This window comes from Nocardia carnea (assembly GCF_029868855.1).
Lineage (GTDB): Bacteria > Actinomycetota > Actinomycetes > Mycobacteriales > Mycobacteriaceae > Nocardia > Nocardia carnea_A.
The window spans coordinates 1-18869 of the sequence record NZ_JARWOV010000337.1 but is presented as its reverse complement, the minus strand read 5'-3'; the positions used below and the strand labels follow the sequence as shown (position 1 = coordinate 18869).

General features: G+C 68.3%; 13 protein-coding genes and 3 pseudogenes. 10 read left to right on the top strand and 6 right to left on the bottom strand.

The window, feature by feature from the left end; genetic code table 11:
* The first annotated feature begins 23 nt into the window (after positions 1-23).
* On the top strand, positions 24-1901 hold the full coding sequence (locus tag QH195_RS34035) for an aminoglycoside phosphotransferase family protein (RefSeq protein ID WP_280438427.1): 1878 nt from the start codon (positions 24-26) through the stop codon (positions 1899-1901).
* An 81-nt stretch (positions 1902-1982) separates the two neighbouring features.
* Positions 1983-2057: pseudogene (locus QH195_RS35345) on the top strand (50S ribosomal protein L16); the annotation flags it as partial.
* A 47-nt stretch (positions 2058-2104) separates the two neighbouring features.
* Here QH195_RS35345 and QH195_RS34030 read toward each other — a convergent pair.
* Together QH195_RS34030 and QH195_RS34025 are read right to left on the bottom strand one after the other, a co-directional pair.
* On the bottom strand, positions 2105-2341 hold the full coding sequence (locus QH195_RS34030; RefSeq protein ID WP_280438426.1) for a hypothetical protein: 237 nt from the start codon (positions 2339-2341) through the stop codon (positions 2105-2107).
* Complete coding sequence (locus QH195_RS34025) at positions 2338-2703, bottom strand: winged helix-turn-helix transcriptional regulator (protein WP_280438425.1); 366 nt, start codon at positions 2701-2703, stop codon at positions 2338-2340. Before QH195_RS34025 ends, QH195_RS34030 begins: the two co-directional genes overlap by 4 nt.
* Before the next feature lie 120 nt (positions 2704-2823).
* On the opposite strand from QH195_RS34025, the gene QH195_RS34020 reads away from it, so the two are divergent.
* The 3 genes and pseudogenes from QH195_RS34020 (at position 2824) to QH195_RS34010 (ending at position 5247) form a co-directional block, all read left to right on the top strand.
* Entirely contained in the window at positions 2824-3945 is a 1122-nt protein-coding gene (locus QH195_RS34020) for an NADH:flavin oxidoreductase (protein ID WP_280438424.1), read from the top strand.
* Positions 3946-4022: 77 nt separating this feature from the next.
* A pseudogene (locus QH195_RS34015) lies at positions 4023-4448 on the top strand (NUDIX domain-containing protein); the annotation flags it as partial.
* A 205-nt stretch (positions 4449-4653) separates the two neighbouring features.
* Positions 4654-5247: a hypothetical protein gene (locus tag QH195_RS34010; protein ID WP_280438423.1), complete on the top strand. Its 594-nt coding sequence runs from the start codon at positions 4654-4656 to the stop codon at positions 5245-5247.
* A gap of 113 nt (positions 5248-5360) precedes the next feature.
* Here the strand turns inward: QH195_RS34010 and QH195_RS34005 are convergent, their stop codons facing one another.
* Positions 5361-6104, bottom strand: a complete 744-nt coding sequence (locus QH195_RS34005; RefSeq protein ID WP_280438422.1) for a CPBP family intramembrane glutamic endopeptidase — start codon at positions 6102-6104, stop codon at positions 5361-5363.
* A gap of 166 nt (positions 6105-6270) precedes the next feature.
* Here QH195_RS34005 and QH195_RS34000 point away from each other — a divergent pair, with 166 nt between their 5' ends.
* Positions 6271-7803, top strand: coding sequence for an alpha/beta hydrolase (locus QH195_RS34000; RefSeq protein WP_280438421.1), 1533 nt, complete (start codon positions 6271-6273; stop codon positions 7801-7803).
* A gap of 280 nt (positions 7804-8083) precedes the next feature.
* Here QH195_RS34000 and QH195_RS33995 read toward each other — a convergent pair whose 3' ends face one another.
* Entirely contained in the window at positions 8084-9121 is a 1038-nt protein-coding gene (locus QH195_RS33995) for a pseudouridine synthase (RefSeq protein WP_280438420.1), read from the bottom strand.
* 42 nt (positions 9122-9163) lie between these two features.
* A complete protein-coding gene (locus tag QH195_RS33990; RefSeq protein ID WP_280422963.1) occupies positions 9164-9865 on the bottom strand; it encodes a siderophore-interacting protein in 702 nt (233 codons plus the stop codon).
* Positions 9866-10381: 516 nt separating this feature from the next.
* On the opposite strand from QH195_RS33990, the gene QH195_RS33985 reads away from it, so the two are divergent.
* The 4 genes from QH195_RS33985 to QH195_RS33970 all read left to right on the top strand — a co-directional run bounded on the left by QH195_RS33985 (position 10382) and on the right by QH195_RS33970 (position 18686).
* Positions 10382-11434, top strand: coding sequence for an AMP-binding protein (locus QH195_RS33985; protein ID WP_280438419.1), 1053 nt, complete (start codon positions 10382-10384; stop codon positions 11432-11434).
* Positions 11435-11796: 362 nt separating this feature from the next.
* Positions 11797-13089 (top strand): SidA/IucD/PvdA family monooxygenase, encoded by a 1293-nt coding sequence (locus tag QH195_RS33980; RefSeq protein WP_280438418.1) that lies wholly within the window; start codon positions 11797-11799, stop codon positions 13087-13089.
* A 61-nt stretch (positions 13090-13150) separates the two neighbouring features.
* A complete protein-coding gene (locus QH195_RS33975) occupies positions 13151-14092 on the top strand; it encodes a methionyl-tRNA formyltransferase (protein ID WP_280438417.1) in 942 nt (313 codons plus the stop codon).
* Between the two features lie 70 nt (positions 14093-14162).
* The gene (locus tag QH195_RS33970) at positions 14163-18686 is read left to right on the top strand and encodes a non-ribosomal peptide synthetase (RefSeq protein WP_280438416.1); all 4524 of its coding nucleotides are present in this window, start codon (positions 14163-14165) and stop codon (positions 18684-18686) included.
* Here the strand turns inward: QH195_RS33970 and QH195_RS33965 are convergent.
* A pseudogene (locus tag QH195_RS33965) lies at positions 18662-18869 on the bottom strand (formate-dependent phosphoribosylglycinamide formyltransferase); the annotation flags it as partial. The gene QH195_RS33970 and the pseudogene QH195_RS33965 sit on opposite strands and share 25 nt — an antisense overlap.

The following is an 18869-nucleotide window of genomic DNA, read 5'->3' as shown; positions in this document are numbered from 1 at the left end:
CCACCGGGTCTACGCTCGACGAAGTGAGCCGCAACGAATTCCTGCGGGCCTCGGCGGCCGTCACGGCGACAGCAGCCGTCTCCCCTCACGGCCTCCTGCAACTGCTCAACGACACCGGCTCCACTGCAATACCTACGCGCGTCGGCGCCGCCGAGATCGAACAGTTGCGCGCCGCCTCCGACCTCTTCGCGAGCTGGGACGCTCTTTATGGTGGGGGACTTGTCCGTGAGGTGGTCGCCGCTCAGCTGCGGGTCGCGGTGGGCTACCTGCACGCTGGTTGTGCACCAGGGCAACGCAGCGATCTGTATGCCGCCGTGGGATACCTGAGCCACACAGCGGGGTTCATGGCATTCGACGCCTGCGTGCACAAAGATGCCGCCGATATGTTCGGCCTGGCGCTGAAATGCGCAGAGGAAGCCGACGCCTGGCAACTTCGCGCCAAGATTCTGTCCTCGATGGCGCGCCACGCCATCTGGACCGGCAAGCCGAAAGACGGGCTGCGCCTCGCGACCAGAGCATTCCTGCACTCCGACCGGCTCACCGCCACCGAACGCGCCATGCTGTTCACCACCCAGGCCCGCGCCTACGGCAAACTCGGTGACGTCGACGCGGTCACCACCGCAGTGGGGCGCGCAGACGAACAGTTCAGCCACGCCAAGCCGGCCGAAGGTCCGAGCTGGATGTCCTACTACGATGCCGCCCAGCACGCCGGCGATACCGGGCACGCGTTGTTTCGATATCGCGATCAACGGCAAATTTCGCAGCGAGGCCCGCACACGACTGGAAACCGCCGTTACCGGCCATACCGCCAAGGCGGAGCGGTCCCGCACGATCTCGATGATCAAACTCGCCTCGCTGACAATGTCGACCGGCGACCCCGACGAAGCCACCCAAATCGGCGCGGCCGCAGTCGGCCGCGCAGCCGGCCTCAAATCCATGCGCGCCGCCGAGGACGTCCACGAACTGCACACCTACGCACGCCGCGCAGGAGTCGACCTCACGCAGGCGGCCGCCGGGTGAGGGAGCAGGCCCTCGAGGCCGTAGCACGCGAAGCCTGTATCAAAGCCGGTCTGGCGGACCTCGACCTCGTACCGATCAAGGTGTCGGAAAACGCCATCTACCGGCTTCCGCAGTCCCGCATCGTCGTCCGGATCGCGAAACCCGGTCAACGCGCCGCCGCGGAACATGAGCTGCTGATCGCCGACTGGCTTCACCGCAACGACGTGCCCGCCGTCGAACCCGCCGACATACCGACAACCTTCGTCATGATCGACGACCGGCCTGTCACCTTCTGGAAGGAACTGCCACCGCACCGCGGCGGCACCGTCACCGAAATCGCGACAGCCCTCCGCAGACTCCACGCGCTCGACCCGCCCGCATTCCTTTCCACGATTGACCCGTTCGTTCGGCTAGAACAACGGATCGATGCGGCGAAAACCCTGCCGGACGAAGACCGCCAGTGGCTATATTCGCACCTGAACGACTTACGGGACGCCTGGTCGCACCGCATCGCCGGATTACCGTGGGGACCCGTCCATGGCGATGCCTGGGAAGGAAACGTCGTCACCACAGACGAGGGCACGACCCTGTTCCTCGACCTGGAACGTACATCCATCGGCCCACCCGAATGGGATCTGACCTCGACCGCCATCAAGCGCACCTCATTCGGATGGATCAGCGCGGAGCAATACGCCGCGTTCGTAGCGGCATACGGCTACGACGTCACTGAATGGCCGGGGTTCGAGCTTATGCGCGACATACGCGAAACGCGGATGACATGTATGGCCGCACAGGCCGCAGCGTACGAGTCCGCCCGCTTGGCCCAGGCGCGGCTTCGCGTCGACTCTCTGCGCGGCCGCAACGGTCCGCGGCCCTGGGGCGGATGGGAAGCGATCCCGTAAGCGATTCGGTCATGTGGACGTCAGGACCTTGGTCGTCGTTCTGCCTCGGCACCAGCTCCGGGGCAGCACGTAGCCCCGAATGGGAGGGGTGGTATCCAGGCGCCGGAGCCGGCGTATGTGACCCACCGGCAGATCGAGTCGGCGGGTATCGCGATAATCGTCGGCTGCGTGCTGCCAATCGACAAGTACCCGGCGCGGCGTCGTCATTCGCCGGAGTCCTCACTGAACGCACCACGCCGATGGGCACGGTCGTACGGGTCGTAGAGCGAATCGTCGATGTACCGATCCAGATCGGCGTGGGTGCTCTCCGGCGACGACAGAACGCCGAAGGCGGACAGGGTCTCTGCCCGGGGCACCGAGACCCGGCGTTCGGCGTGGCGATGTGGGACCAGGTCGGCGACCGGTGAACCGTCGATTGCGGTGGTATGCCCGGACCTCATCGTTGTTGCGGGTTGTCCGGGTGGATGCTTCGCCGGTACTGCTCGCCCCACGACTCGAGCAGACCGGCCACCGGTCGCAGGTTCTCGCCGATCTCGGTGAGGTCGTATTCCACCTTCGGCGGCACCTCGGCGTACACGGTGCGGCGGATCACTCCGTCGGCTTCGAGTTCGCGGAGCTGGCGGGTGAGCATGCGCTGGGTGATGGTCGGCATGGCGCGGCGTAGTTCGCCGAAGCGCATGGTGCCGTCGAAGAGGTGATTGACGATCGCCATCTTCCACTTGCCGCCCACGACCTCCATCGCCGCTTCGACGGTGCAGTAGTCCGGTGTGTCCTCGATCATGTGGGCTCTGTCGGTATGCATCTGACCTCTATCGGTATACGGAATGTGCCTACGACACAGAAAAGACCGTACTTGTAGAGACAGTCGGTGGCGCGGAATCTGTTCCCGAGGCAGTTGTCCAGTGTGTACGAGGAGATTCCCGTGACCATCCATCCCGTTCTTTCCCCCGCGCGAATCGGCAATCTGCGGCTGCGCAACCGAGCCGCGGTGGCGCCGATGTCGCGGGTCAGCACCGCGGGCGACGGTGTGCCCACGGCGGCCATGGCCGAGTACTACGCGCGGTTCGCCGCGGGCGGATTCGGGCTGATCATCACCGAGGGCACCTATACCGATGAGCGATTCAGCCAGGCATATCCCGATCAGCCGGGGATCGTGACCGCGGAACAGGTCGCGGGCTGGCGCCGGGTCACCGATGCCGTGCACGCGGCGGACGGAAGTATCGCGCTGCAGTTGATGCACGCCGGAGCCCTGGTGCAGGGCAATCGGCACACCGATCGGACGATCGCGCCGTCCGCGGTGTCGCCGAAGGGCGCCAAGATGCCCGCCTACGGTGGCGAGGGTCCGTTCGCGCTGCCCGACGCAGCCTCGCGGGCGGATATCCGTGACCTCGTTGCCGGGTTCGCGTTCGCGGCCGGACAGGCCCGGGCGGCCGGATTCGACGCGGTGGAGATCCACGGCGCGAACGGGTACTTGATCGATCAGTTCCTGACCGACTACACCAATCTGCGTGACGACGAATACGGCGGTGACCCGGCCGGGCGCGTGCGGTTCGCGGTGGAAGTGGTGGAGGCAGTGCGGGCAGCGGTCGGAACAGAGTTCCCGGTCGGGCTGCGGCTCTCGCAGACCAAAGTGAACGATTTCGGCTACCGCTGGTCCGGGGCCGTGGAAGCCGAGACGATCTTCCGGGCGGTCGCTGCTGCGGGAGTCGATTACCTGCACCTCGCCAGCGAGGGGCGGGACTGGTACGACACCGCCACCCTGGACACCGGCGAAACGATCACGCGACTGGCCAGGTACATCACCGGGCTGCCGGTGCTGGCCAACGGCGGTATGCACGCACCGGATCTCGCCCGGACGGTACTCGACGAGGGGCACGCGGACCTGGTGACGCTCGGCCGCGGTGCACTGGCGAATCCGGATTGGCCGCAGGTGATCGCCGCGGATACGCGTCCCGTCGAATTCGATCGTGCGTTGCTCACTCCGGATGTGACGCTGGCGAGTCAGGAATCCTGGAACGCGCGCGTCGCGGTGAGCGCAGTGTGATCCGATAGCCGGGTGACGGCCACCGAGGAAGTAGCTAGTTCCGCGCGAGCACGGCTGGCAGCCGGCGCGCTGTAGTCCGGGGAAATGACGTACTCCTGGTGCACAAGATCTACGGGAACGGCTGGGATATCCCCGGGGGCTATGTGGAGCCGGGCGAGGCGCCGAGTGCGGCGTGCCGCCGTGAGGTCCGGGAGGAACTCGGACTCGACCGCGCGCCCGGCAGGCTGCTGGTCCACGATTGGGCCCCGAGCGCCGCCGAAGGCGACAAGATCCTCTACGTATTCGACGGTGGCGAACTGGGCGCGGTGGAGGATTCGATCGTTCTTCAAGCGGCAGAGCTGGACCGGTGGGCATGGGTCGATATCGCCGGCCTCGGTGAGTTCGTGGTGCCGAGGCTGGTCCGCCGACTCCGCCGGGCCCATTCTGCTCGGTCGTGTGCGACGCCGGTGTATCTGGAACGCGGTGAGCCGGTGTGGGTTTCGGATTCCGTGCCCCGGGCGTGAGTCTTGGCCGCGCGCGGCGAGCCGGAGGTCGCAGACCTGTGGCCGCCAGATATCGGCTCCGGCGGGGCCGTGGGCCGGCCACCGGGAATCGCCGCGGCGATCGGGTGTGCGGTGGCCGTTACCGTGGCGGTCGAGGAATACGAAATGTGGTATAGGGGAGGCCGGTTGATCGGCCGGGGACGGTCGGCGCTACGGTGTACGGGCTATGAGGGACGCTGCGACAACGATTTCGGGGGCCTGGCGGAGCGAGGACGGAACGGCGGTTGCCTTCCGTGATGCCGCAGTGGCCTGGGCTATGGCCGCTCATGAAGTGCTGGCGGAGACCGCGACGGAGTACGGGTACTTCGTCACGGTGCAGGAGCTGGCCGAGCGGGTGCAGGAGATGTCGGGGGTGCGCACCGACGCACCGACCCGCACCTGGATGGACGCGATTCTGCGGAAGGTGGCCCGGCGCTGCCACAACGCCGGGGAGCCGCCGCTGACGGCGCTGTGCGTGAAGCGGAATCTGAAGGTGAGCGACAGCTACAAGTATGTGCTGGAGCTGGCCGCGCTGCCGGTGCCGGCGGATATCGAAACCCACGCCGCGTATGCCCGCTGGGCCTGCTATGCGGCGCACGGTGCCGATGTTCCCGCCGACGGCGGCACTCCGCCGCTGATCCCGCGGGGTGGGTCGGCGCGGCGCTCTACCGGTGGGTCCGTCGCGACCCGGCCGGCCGCGCCGAAAACCGAGTCGCGGACGGTCGTGTGCAAGAGCTGTTTCATCCAGCTGCCCGCGACCGGGATCTGCGAACACTGCTGACCCGCTGACGGCGGCGATCGGTAGCCGCTCTGGTCCGGGTCGTGTGCCGGAGGTTCTCGCCGACGGGCCGCGGTGGGCACGGTGACGAGCTGACGGCGGTGCGTGACAGCTGCTCAGGCCAGGGTCGTATGCCAGAGGAAAGCTGCGGTCAGCGCGCCGGCACCGTTGACTGCCCAGTGCAGGGCGATGGGGGCCAGCAGGCTGCCGCTGCGGTGGCGCAACCAGGTGAACACGACCGCGGCGGCCGCGGTGGCGGCTACGGCGAGCACGATTCCGGTGATCTGGCCGAGCAGGCCGCCGCCGAGCACACCGGACAGGCCGCGGTTGCCGGTGGTGAGGCCGAAGGACGAGGCGATATGCCAGAGGCCGAACAGCAGCGAACCGGCGGCGAAGACGCCCCGGGCACCCCACAACCGGTCGAGCGTGCCGTGTAGGACACCGCGGAAAGCGAGTTCTTCCGGGATCACGGTTTGCAGGGGGATGACGATCATCGAGGCGATCAGGGCGCCGGAGATGGTGGCATAACGGTCGGCGAGGAAGAACGGGCGGGTCAGGGGGAGGGCGGCGCCGATGGCGACCGCGGCCAGCACCACCCCGACCGCCGCGAGGGCGTATTTGGTTCCGGTGCGCCAGTGCCGTGGGGACAGTCCGAGTTCCGACCAGTGCAGACCGCGGCGGCGCATCAGCGCCAGCAACACCAGGGCGGCGACCGGGACGCTGACGATATTGGCCCACGCCGTGGTGAAGTGGGCGATCAGATTGGTGCAGACCAGTACCGCCACCACCACCGCGACATCGATATAGGCGTGGATTTTGTGCCGCGGAGCAGCCGCTTTCTCGGAAACCGGGTGGAGCATTCGGCCAAGTGTACGGATCGGCCGGAGACACTCGCCGGGCGTGGCGGGCGACCGGGTTCGTCCGGCGGGACCTCGGGAGCTCGATTAGCATATGCGGCGCGGCATCGCCGCGAGCTCGACCTTGCCCAGCGAGACAACCAGCTGATTCCGGGGAAAGTGGGTTGTGATGTCGACCGGCGACAAGGACGCCGCGCGGCGTCCGGCCCGTGTCCGGTGGCGGGCGGCCGGGTGGCTGCTCGCTGTGATCGTGCTGGTGGCGGTGGCACCGGTGCTGGCCGGTGATCGGATGCGTATTGCGTATTACAGCCAGGACCTCGAGTGGGAGCTGTGCGATACGCCGTCGGTGGATACGCCCGGTGTCGAATGCGCGGACGTCGTGGTCCCACTCGACTACTCCGACCCCGACGGCCGCACTCTGACCGTGGTGATCTCCCGGGTACCGGCCGCCGACCCGGATCGGCGGCGCGGAATTCTGATGTCGAATCCGGGCGGACCGGGGGCGGCCGGGTTGGACGGCCCGGCGCTGCTGGGTGATGTGCTGAGCCCGGATGTGCTCGCGCAGTACGACCTGATCGGTATGGATCCCCGGGGTATCGGTGCCTCCGATCCCGCGGAACCCTGCGGCTGGCCGGTCTCGGAAGCCGTCCGGTCGGCCGGGCCGACTCCGGCCGGTTTCGACGAAGAGGTGGTGTTCTCCGGCGAGCTGGCCGCGGCCTGTCTGGACGGCGATACCGAGAAACTACGTCAGCTCACGACCCGCAACACCGCACGCGATATGGACCTTGTCCGTGCGGTGCTGGGGGAGGAGCGGATCAATTTCTTCGGGCTGTCCTACGGGACGTACTTGGGCGCGGTGTTCACCGAGATGTTCCCGCGGCGCAGCGACCGGATGGTGCTCGACAGCGCGATCGACCCGGATCGCTACTGGACCGGGCTGGTCCAGGATTGGGGGCCGGCCGACGAGACCGCGTTCGACGACTGGGCCCGCTGGGCCGCTGCCCGCAACGGCACCTACCGCCTGGGGGCGACCGCGCCGGAGGTCCGCGCGACGGTGGACGCGCTGTATCAGCGGACAGCCCGTGCGCCGATCGTGGTCGACGGCTACCCGATCGACGACCATATCTTCCCGTTCATCCTGCACAACCTGCTGCGCGGCTATCAGGTGAACGACATGCTGGCCGCGACGGTGCGCGATATCGCCGACGCCACGACGGGCGATACCCGGAGTTCGGCCGGATCAGGGCTCGCGGACCTGCTCGAGGCGTTGTTCACCGGCGAGAACTCGGAACTGATGTTCGTCGCCTGCGGTGACGCCGACGCCCCGGACGATCCGCAGTGGTATCGGCGCAATATCGAAGCCACCCGCACCACCCAGCCGCTGTTCGGGGCGCTGGCCAACAATATTCAGCCGTGCGCGTTCTGGCCGCCGCCGGTGGAACCGGCAACCGTGGTGCGGAACGAGGTGCCGGCACTGATCGTCGCGGCGACCGGCGATCCGCGGACGCCCTACGGCGAGGCAGTTCAGCTGCACCGGCATCTCAGCGGGTCACGGCTGGTGACCCTGCAGGATGTCCGTATCCATCTCACCTTCCGGCCCGGGCTCAGCACCTGCGTGAACAACGCGATCAACAGCTATCTCGGCACCGGGAAGCTGCCTGCCACGGATATCACCTGCAACCCGGACCGGCCGGTTCGGTGACCTGTAAACGGGTTACCGGCGAGGCCGGAGATCGACCCGGGCCGACCCGCCGCCGCGACCTCGGACCAGCCCGCCGGCATGACACGGGCCGATTCGGAATGACCCGGGATCGACCTACTTGCGGTGCCGGAGGGCAGTCCACTGTCGACGTGCCGGCCGAGGGCTCCGGTAGCGTCCGGGCGCAGCGCTCGATGCGGTATCGGCGCCGCCGATCCGCCGACTCACGAGTACGACCCGGATAGGCTCCGCAGCGACCTCGGTGCGGTCCCCCGGAGTGATTTCAGGCGGGCCTACCGGAGTGATTTCGGGCCCGCTCGCCGGAATGATCCGGAGCCGGTCTACCGGCATGGCGACGGGCGGGTGCGACGGGATGCTCGGTCGCGGGTGGGCCTGCGGCCCATCCGCCGGGGTCCGTCCATGCCTGTAGTGCTCGCGTGGTTTCGAATCGCCGGAGCTCGCCGGTGCGGGGATCGGTGAATTCCAGCGTCGCGGCCAGTAGCTGTAGCGGACGGCGGTAGTCGTCGAGCTGCTTGTCGGTGATCACCGGATAGAAATCGTCGCCGAGGATGGGGATACCGAGCGAATTCATATGCAGGCGCAGCTGATGGGTGCGCCCGGTCGCCGGGTGCAGCCGGTAGCGGGCCAGTGCATCGCGTCGTTCGACGAGTTCGATGCGAGTGCGTGCATTCGGCGGGCCCGGCACCTCCTGGGCCGCCAGGACATGTTTCTCCTTGATGATCCGGCTCGCCAGCTCGAGCGGGAATTCCAGCTCGGGCCGGTAGCCGGCCACGGCTTCGTATTCTTTGCGGACGTGCTGCCGTTGGAACATCGTCTGGTAGGCGCCGCGGGATGCGGGATCGATCACGAACAGCACCAGCCCGGCGGTCGCGCGGTCGAGCCGGTGCGCGGGAATCAGGTCGGGCAGATCGAGTTCGCGGCGCAACCGGACCAGGGCGGTCTGCAGAATATGGCTGCCGCGGGGGATGGTGGCCAGGAAATGGGGTTTGTCGGCCACCAGGATGGTGTCGTCGCGGTAGACGATCGGGATATCGAACGGGACCGGGTGCTCGGCGGGCAGGTCGCGATGAAACCAGACCGCGCCGCCGGGAACATAGGGTGCGTCGGGGCCGAGCGGGCCGTCCAGATCGACGATTTCGCCGGCCCGCAGCATTTCGTCGATCCGGTCGGGTTCGACCCGCGGTAACCGGTCGATCAGATGCTCGCGCAGGCTCGGCCAGTCGCCTTCCGCGGGGAGCCGCAACCGGGCCGGGTCGAGTCCGTACCGCTTCGGCAGCGGGGGCTGCTGCCTTCTTCGCATCGTCGCAGCATAGCGGCGTGGCCCGGGCGTCGGACCGGCCGGTTACTTCCAGTAGCCCTGGGCTTTGATCTGGGTCTTCGGCAGAGTGCCGCGCAGGCTTTTCACTACGGCGCGGGTGGTGGCGGTATCGCAGGCGACCCAGGCGAACGCATCCTGGGCGACGGTGAGTCCTTCGGCGGCCTCGCGTATGGCGCGGCCGTCGTCGATGCGCTGCAGCCAGGTCACGGTGTGGTGCGGTTTGTTGCGTACGGGCAGGGTGGGATCCGATTCGTACTGCCATTCCAGCCATACCCGCGCCGGGATATCGCCGATCGCCTCGAGCAGGGTGTTCACAGCAGGTAGGGAGGCGCTGTCGCCGAAGATCACATACTCGCTGGGGGTGATGCCGGGCAGTTCGAAGTTCGAGCCCAGTACGGAGGTTTCGATGACCTCGCCCACCTGGGCGCGCTCGGCCCACGCTCCCGCCGGGCCGTTGTGGACCGCGAATTCGATATAGAAGTGGTCGTTCTCGGGGTCCTGGTCGATCAGGGTGTAGCCGCGGTGGTGGAGTTTGTCGGTTTCGGCGTCCGGGATCCACAACCGGATGAATTGGGTGGGGTGGACAGGATGGTCGTTCAGCAGGCCCCCGGCGGTGAAGCCGATGCGGATGTATTTGTCGGTGATCCGCTCGGTGGAGGTGACAGTCAGCCGGTAGTCGTCGGCCCGCCACACCTTCATGATTACGCCATTACTGCCTCTACCCATGGAGGTTAGCTTAACCTAACTTGCGGCCGGCGCCGGGTTTGTCGAGACTCCTTGTCCGGGCGTGACGCGGGTCTGTGTGCTCGCGCGCACGCGGTCGACCGCCTTCGCTGGAGAGTGTGGTCCGGTCGAGCTGCTGGTGGCGGTGTAGTCGCTATGCCGGCTTCCCGGGTGAGTGGTCTCGTATGTCCGATGGTGGAAATGGCTGCCGTGTCGCGGTTTTCGTAACCGGTTGGCGATCTGGTCGATTTCCCGGCGTTCAACGGTCGGCTACCGGGCCGAATTGCGGGTTGACTGCCCCCAGCCCCGGCGGGGATGTTAGCTTAGCCTAAGCGAATTGCGAGATGAAAATGGGGAATGTCTGTATGGAGAATCTCCTTCTCGCAATGTAAGGTAAGCCTAAGTGAAGCATGTGCCAGGGTCCGGTGTGGTGACCGTGCCGAGCAATGAGGCGGGAGCGGTGGTGAACGATCCGGTGGTGATCGGTGCCCGGGTGCTGCCCGCGCCAGGAGGTGACTGATGACCGTCGTCGACGATATCCGGGGAATCGATTCGCTCGTCGCTGCGAGCCCGACAGCCGGTGAACGGGAACGCGTCCTCGGCGAATGGGCCACCGGTGTCGAACCGTATGACCTGTCCCCGCTGGTCACCGTGATCCGGCACGGGCATATGGTGCCCGGTACACGAGTCGCGGCGCGCTGCGGCGGCGAGGTGGTGACCTACGGCGAACTGTTCGCCGGGGTCGATCGGATCGAAGGAGTGCGTGGCTCGTCCGCGCTGCCCACCCCCATCGGCCTCGCCGCGCTGCTGGCCGAATTCGTCACCGCTTCCCGGGTGGGGGTCGGCCGCTTCGGGTGCGCCGGACTGCTGCTCGGCGCCGACGCCCTCACGGTGGCTGTCGCTGATCGTCGCGGTGTCGCCGCCGACCGGCGTCTGCGGCGGGTGGACCCCGCGATGCGGCCGGCCGATGTCCGGTTGCTGGCTTTGCCGTGGGGGGATCCGCAGAACACCGTCGATGTGCTGGCGGCCTGGTCCTCGGGCGCGTCCGTGGTCGTGCCGACCGAAGCGCAGCGGCGGGACCCGGCCGCGCTGGCCGCACTGATCGAGACCCACGCGGTATCGCAGGTCGTGGCCGAGGCCGAGCTCCCGATTCGGCTCGTCGAGTCCGGAACGGACCGGCTGCCGACCGTGGCGCGCTGGGATCTGGTCGGCACCGGTGGTGGCTCGGTGCTACCGGAAGCCGTGAGCCGGTTGTCGCCGGACGCGGTGGCGACCGTGGCCTATCACGCGCCGGCGTATCTGGGTGCGGTCGCGCGCGGGCCGCTGGCGGCGACTGCCTGGACTCGTCCCGTACCCGGCGCGAAGGTGTTGTTGCTCGATGAGGGCCGGTTGGTTCCGCCGGGTGTCGTCGGTGAGGTCCATGTCGGTGGCCGCGCGCTGGGGGCCGAATTCGCCGGTGGACTCGAACACGAGCGGTTTGTCGACGATCCCTATGAGTCCGGCGCGCGTCTGTTCCGGACGGGTCATCGGGGTTGGTGGACCTCCGAGGGCCGGTTGATCATCGAATCCTGAGCTCGGGCCGGCCCGAAGGTGGTTGTCCGCCTTACGCGATGGGGGTGGACATATGGCCGTCGGATGCCGCGGGGCGCGTGTAGGGCGGCCGTTCGACCATCTGGTCGAGTGGGGAGGTTGCCGCGGTCGTCGACGCGCGGCGGGGCTCGAATTGCCACGATCAGGGCAGGTATTCGCGCTTTTCACGGGCCTTAAAGCGGCGCTGCTGCGCTATTCACCGATCGGACCCGAGGTTTCGCGACGCAGCCTCATGTAAGGTAAGCCTATGCGAACTCGGGTGGTTCGGACTGTCCAGTGCGACAGGCACCACCGTGTAGAACGAGGCGCGACGCCATCGGGCTGTCGGGAAAGTGGGAGAACCAGTGGACAGACTTCTGGTGGTCGGTGCGGGCCCCAAGGCCATGGCGGTTGCGGCCAAGGCGTATGTGCTGCGCGAACTGGGTCTGCCTGCGCCGCAGGTCACCGTCGTGGAACCCAATGCGGTGGGCGGGAATTGGCTGGCGACCGGCGGGTGGACCGATGGCCGGCACCGGCTGGGCACCAGCCCGGAAAAAGATATCGGCTTCCCGTATCACTCCACCTGGGCGCGCGGGCACAATCACGCCGTCAACCAGGCCATGATGGCCTTCGGGTGGACGGCCTTCCTGGTCGATCGCGGCACCTACGCGGAATGGGTGGATCGCGGGCGGCCGAGCCCGGAGCACAATCTCTGGGCGAAATACCTGCAGTGGGTGGCACGTAGGTCCGGGGTGGAAGTCGTGCGCGGCCGGGTGTGCACCATTCGTTCCGAGAGGGCCGGCTGGCGGGTCGTCGTCGAAGGTGCGGACGGGGGAACCGCGGAGATCGACGCGCAGCGCCTGATGGTCACCGGTCCGGGCGACAGCAGGCGGGCGCTGGCCGAGCATCCGAAACTGTTGAGTATCGCCGACTTCTGGGATCTGGCGGGGCGGCGGAAACTGCCCGCGTCCTCGCGGGCCGCGGTGATCGGCGGCGGGGAGACGGCGGGTTCGGCCATGGACGAACTGGTCCGTCACGATGTGCTGACGGTTTCGGTGATCTCGCCCGCGGCCACCATCTATACGCGGGGCGAGAGCTACTTCGAGAACTCGCTGTTCAGCGATCCCGCCAAATGGCGGGCGCTCAGCGTCGCCGAACGCCGGGACGTGGTGCGGCGGACCGACCGTGGTGTGTTCTCGGTGCGGGTGCAGGAGACGCTGCTCGCGGACAATCGGGTCCATCATCTCCAGGGCCGGGTAGTCCGGGTGGCCGATCAGGGTGACGGAGTGGCGTTGACCTTGCGCAACGAATCCCGGCCCGATCAGACGCACGCCTTCGATCTGGTGGTCGACGCGATCGGCGGTCAGCCGCTGTGGTTCATGGACCTGTTCGACGACGAGGTCGCGGATCTCTTCGAGCTGGCTGTCGGCGGCCCGGTCACGCAGGCGCGGATCGAGGCGGCGATGGGGTTCGATCTGGCGGTCGAGGGTTTGCCGGCGAAGTTGTATCTGCCGAATTTGGCCGGTCTCGCGCAGGGGCCGGGGTTCCCGAATCTCAGCTGCCTGGGCGAACTTTCCGATCGGATCCTGGCGAGTGCGCCGGCACTCGCGGCCGAGGCGGTGCGTCCGGAACTACCGGAGCACGTTCCGGCACACTGAGGTCAATCCCTAGGCTAGGCTTGCCTTACTTTTGCCCAGCAACAATAGATGAGGTTCGTTGATGCGTATCGTGTCGTTCGGGTTCCAGACCTGGGGCCGGAAGACTCTGCAGGCGCTGATCGATTCCGAGCACGAGGTGGTGCTCGCGGTCACCCACCCCGCCAGCGAGGATTCCTACAAGGGGATCTGGTCGGATTCGGTGGAAGAGTTGGCCCGCGAGCACGGTATCCCGGTCCACCTCACCGAACGGGCCGATGCCGAGACGATCGACCTGGTCAAACACGCCGAGCCCGATGTGATCGTGGTGAACAGCTGGTACACGTGGATGCCGCCGGAGCTGTACAACATGCCCACCCACGGCACCCTCAACCTGCACGATTCACTGCTGCCGAAATTCACCGGTTTCTCTCCGGTGCTGTGGGCCCTGATCAGCGGAGCCGACGAGTTCGGCCTGACCGTGCACCGGATGGACGAACAGCTCGACACGGGCGACATCCTGGTGCAGCATTCGCTGCCGATCGGCCCGGACGCCACCGGCACCGAGCTGGTGCTCGCCGGAATGGAGCTCATCCCCGGCGCGGTGCACGAGGCGCTGGAAGCACTCGCCTCCGGCACCGCGCAGTGGCGCCCGCAGGACAAAGCCGCCCGCACCTACTTCCACAAGCGTTCCGATCGCGACAGCCGGATGGATTGGAATCGGCATGCCGCAGACCTGGAACGGTTCGTGCGGGCACTGTCGGCGCCCTACCCGCGCGCGTTCAGCCACTACCGCGGCGAGCGGATCGAGGTGCTGGAATCCAGTGTGTCCGCAGCCCGTTACGGCGGCACCCCGGGCCGGGTCATCGTGCAGGAGGGCGGCGGCGTCGTGGTGTGCGGCCCGGACGCCTACCGCGGTGACAACCAGGGCCTGCTGATCACCCGGGTCCGCACGGCCGACGGCACCGAGCACACGGGTGCCGAATTCTTCCGGCGCGGCGGGTATCTGACCGACACGCCGGAATGAAGCTAGCCCGGCCGGTGCCCACGCACCGGCCGGAGCAGCCGTTCGAACCAGTACAGGGCCGGAGAGAATCATGTCGATCATCGCCAACGACGCGAACCGGGAGGCCCGGCCGGACGAGGGTGACCGGACCCCGCCGAATCGGTACCCGCTCTCGTCCGGGCAGCGCCGCGCCTGGTTCCTGCAGATCCGAGACCCCGGCGACACCACGCTCAACCTGCCCGTGGTCTACCGGTTGCAGGGTTCGCTGGACGGCGCACGGCTTCGCGCCGCCGTACAGTCGGTCACCGATCGGCACGAGATCCTGCGCACCACTTACGGCCTGGACTCGAGCGGCGAGCCGTATCAGCAAGTACGCGCCGATCTCCCCCTGCAATGGCAGGAGCACGATCTGTCCGGCTCGGCGGCCGGACCCGCGCGCCGCCGGGCCGAGGTGCTCACCCGGCGCGCGCTCGCCCGCCCGTTCGATCCGGCTTCGGAAACACCACTGCGGGTGACGCTGATCCGCCTCGCCGCGAACGAATATCTGCTGTTGCTGGTGGTGCACACGATCGCGTGGGACGACGAATCGGCGTCCGTATTCGCTGCGGACCTGTCGGCCGCGTACAACACCACAAACCCTGTGCCGCAACCGGTGCGGTTCGCCGAACGGCTCGCCGAGGCAGCCGGCGGTGACGGTCCGGAGTACTGGCGGCAGGCCCTGACTCCGTTGCCCGAGGCACTGGAACTACCCGGCCGGCCCGTGGCACGCGGGGTCGGGCCGGGAGCGGTCGAACATACGTCGCTACCGTTGCCCGCTACCCTGCTCGACCGGGTCCGGGAGACCGCCGCCGGATCCGGGACCGACGAAACCGCCGTGCTGCTCGCCGCTTTCGCTGCCCTCGTGCACCGCTATACCGGGGCAGGCGATTTCCTGGTGGCTGTGCCCGCCGGCACCCGCGGTCCGCGGACGGCCGGGGTCATCGGCTATTTCGGCAACACCGTACTGATCCGCGCGACCCCGCGGCCCGATCAGACCTTCGCCGAGTTCCACACCGGTCTCGCCGCCACGGTGGCCGATGGCCGCGCGCATCGTCATACCGGTATCGATCAGGTGGTCCACGCGATCAATCCGGACCGCACGGGCGTGCGCGACGGGCTGGAACAGCTGGCGCGGATCGGCTTCGGCGTGCGCGAGCCGATCGCTGTACCGGAACTGGCCGGCGTGCGCGCGACCCTGGAGGACTACGGTTCGCCGGATGCACCGGTGCCGCTGCGGGTGACGGTGGTACTGGACCGGGACCGGCCGCGGCTGGTCGCCGATCATCGGTCCGAGCAGCTGGACCGGCCGCTGGTCGAGCAATTACTCGGACACTACGTGCAGCTGCTGGACAGTGCCCTGCGTGATCCGGCCGCCCGGCTCGGCGAACTCGATCTGTTCGGTGACCGTGCCCGGGCCGTGCTGCTGGAGCGATCGCACGGTGAGCTGGTGGCCGAGGCCCCGGCGACGCTGGTTGCACTGGTGGAAGAGCGCGTCGCCGCCGCGGGGGATGCCGCCGCGCTGGTGGCACCCGCGGCCGCGGGCGGCGCGGACCTGGAACTGACCTACGCCGAACTCAACAACCGGGCGAACCGGCTGGCCCGCGGACTCGTCGCGCAGGGGATCGGCACGGAGGATCTCGTTGCGGTGCGGATCGCGAATTCCGCCGAATTCGTGGTGGCGGTGCTGGCGGTGCTGAAGGCGGGCGCCGCCTACCTGCCGATAGACCCTTCCTACCCGGATCAGCGGATCGACTTCCTGGACGCCGATGCGCGGCCGCGGCTGGTACTCGGCCGCGCCGAACTGGCGGCCGCCGATGAGCGCGCGGCCGGTCTGCCCGGCCACGACCTCTCCGATGCCGAACGCGTGCGGCCGCTGCGCCCCGGCAATCTGGCCTACGTCATCTACACGTCCGGTTCGACGGGTACGCCGAAGGGTGTCGGAGTCGCACACGCGGCGATCGCCGACCATCTGCGTGGTTTCGGTGCCGAATGGGAGATGACCGCGCAGGACCGGTTGCTGCAGTCGTCGTCGGTCAGTTTCGACGCCTCCCTGCTCGATATCTTCGTCACGCTCTCCCTGGGCGCCTGCCTGGTGATACCGAAACCCGATGCGCTGCGCGATATTCCGTATATCTCGGAACTGATCGGCCGGTACGGGGTGACCGTGCTGCATATGGTGCCCTCGCTGCTGAGCACCTTCCTGATGCTGCCGGAGGTGACCGAATGGCGTGCGCTGCGCCGGGTGCCGGTGGGTGGGGAGGCGCTGCTCGGTGAGGTGGCCGATCGCTTCGCCGGGGTCTTCGACGCCGAACTGCGCAATCATTACGGCCCGACCGAGGCCGTGGTGTCGGCCACCCATCTGACTGTGCAGGGGCCGCAGGGCACCGGGATGGTCCCGGTCGGCGTGCCCAACCGGAACGTTTACGTCTACCTGCTGGACAACCGTTTACAGCTGGTTCCCGACGGGGTGCTCGGCGAGATCTACCTCGGTGGTGCGCAGCTGGCCCGCGGCTATCTGCACCGCGGCGGCCTGACCGCCGAGCGGTTCGTCGCCGACCCCTTCCTGCCCGGGCAGCGGCTGTACCGGACAGGTGATCTGGCGCGGCGCAACAGTCGTGGCGAGATCGAGTTCGTCGGACGCGCCGACGAACAGGTGAAGGTCCGCGGGCACCGAATCGAATCCGGCGAGGTGCAGGCGGCGCTGTCCGCGCATCCCGAGGTCGGGGCCTGCGCGGTGGTCGCGTTCCAGGAGCCGGTCACCGGAACGGCGCTGGCCGCCTATCTGGTGCCCGCCGCGGGATCGCTGGATGTGGCCGAAGTCCGCGCCTACGCGGCGAAATCGCTACCGGACTATATGCTGCCGACCGCGTGGGCGGTGATCGAAAAGATTCCACTCACCGAACACGGCAAACTCGATAAACGCGCCCTGCCCGAACCGCGCCGGTTCGGCACCGGTGAGCGGCGCCCGCCGAGTACCCCCACCGAGATCCGGCTGGCCGGGTTGTTCGGCGCGCTCTTCGGATACGCGGAGGTCGGCGCCGACGATTCGTTCTTCGAACTCGGTGGGCATTCGCTGCTGGCGAACCGGTTGATACTGCTGATCAGGGAGGAATTCGGCGTCGAGGTCGATGTGCGCGCGCCGTTCGATACCCCGACGGTCGCGGGGCTGGCGGCAGTCGTCGATGCGACACCGGTCACCGCTACGGGCCGGCCGGAACTGGATCGCCGGCCGCGGCCCGAACGAATCCCGCTGTCCTACAACCAGCGAGTGGTCCTCGCCGGTGGCGATGCCGGCGAGGTGCGGCTGGTGGCCTACCTGGACGGCCCGCTGGACCGGGATGCGCTCACGGCGGCCGTTCACGATGTGGTCGAGCGGTATGAAGTCTTGCGGACGGTTCCGGTCGCTGTGGGCGAGGAGTGGTATCAAGCGGTCCGCCCGGGTCCGCTGCCCGATATGGCGGTGATCGAGGCGGATGCGGACGATTGGACCAGGTCGGTGCCGGCGGTCCGGTTCGACCGCGGGACAGGACCACTGCTGCAGCCCCGGCTCTACGTTCTCGGCGGGGACCGGTATGTGCTGGAACTGACCGCGGACCGGTTCGTGGCCGACGAATGGTCGCTGCGGATCGTGCTCACCGATCTGGCAACGGCATACCGGAGCCGCGCAGGCAGCGGTTCGGCGCCCCGGTGGCCGGGACCGGCCGTCGATTACGCCGATTACACACTGTGGCAGTCGACTGTCGTCGAATCGGCGGGGCCGCAGCTGGAGCAGTTGCGAGCGGGGCTGCGCGGCCTGCCCGAGCCTGCGGCCGGGACGGTCGCCTCGCCGGCTGCCGAGCCCGCGCTGTCGGCCGAGTTCACGGTGCCCAGCGCACTGCGCCGCCGGCTGCGTGCCCACGCCGAAACCGTCGGTGCCTCCGAATACATGCTCTACCAGGCAGTGGTCGCCGCTCTGCTGCACGCGCTCGGTGCGGGCGTCGATATCGCGCTCGGGGCGCCGCTCTCCGGACGGGCCGACAGTGCCGTGGCCGAGGTGGTCGGACCGTTGTCCGCGGCCGTGGTGCTGCGCCACGATCTGTCGGGCGACCCGGCTCTGCGTACGGTCCTGGACCGGGCACGCGGTACCGCTTTCGGGGTGTACGGCGGCCACGACATGCTCGTCGACGGGGTCGCGGCAGCCGTGAGTCCGGGGCGTTCACCGTACGACCTGTGCCGCGCCGTCGTGGATTTCGGTGAACTCTGCCCGCCCCAGCAGGTCTGGCTGGGTGACGAGGTGGCCGCGCGGATCACCGAGCCGGCGCCCGCGATCGCGCACCGGCTCGTCTTCACGTTCGGTTCCGCGAGCGACGGGGGTTTGCACGTCGCGGTTCGTGCCGAGGCCGCGCGGCACGATCAGCACACCACCGAACTCCTCGCGCGATATCTCGAACAGCTGCTCGCGACGTTCGTGGAATCGCCCGACATACCCGTATCGGAGGCGGTCGCGCTCGGCGCGCCGCGGCCCTTGTGGACGGCAGACGGCGGACTGACCCTGCCGCCGTATCCGGCCGGTCACGCGGAGATCTCCGTCCCCTGAGCCGGTGTGGGGGGGGGGGGGGGGGGGGGCCCGCCCCCACCACCCGCACCCCACCGGGCGCGCGCCGGGGCCCCCCCCGGGCGGCGGGCGGGGTTGTTGTAGGCGATATGGGTGATACCGCGCCGCGAGCCCCCCGCCGGGGGGTCCGGGCGGGGGGGGGCGGGGGGGGGGGGGTAGCCGCCG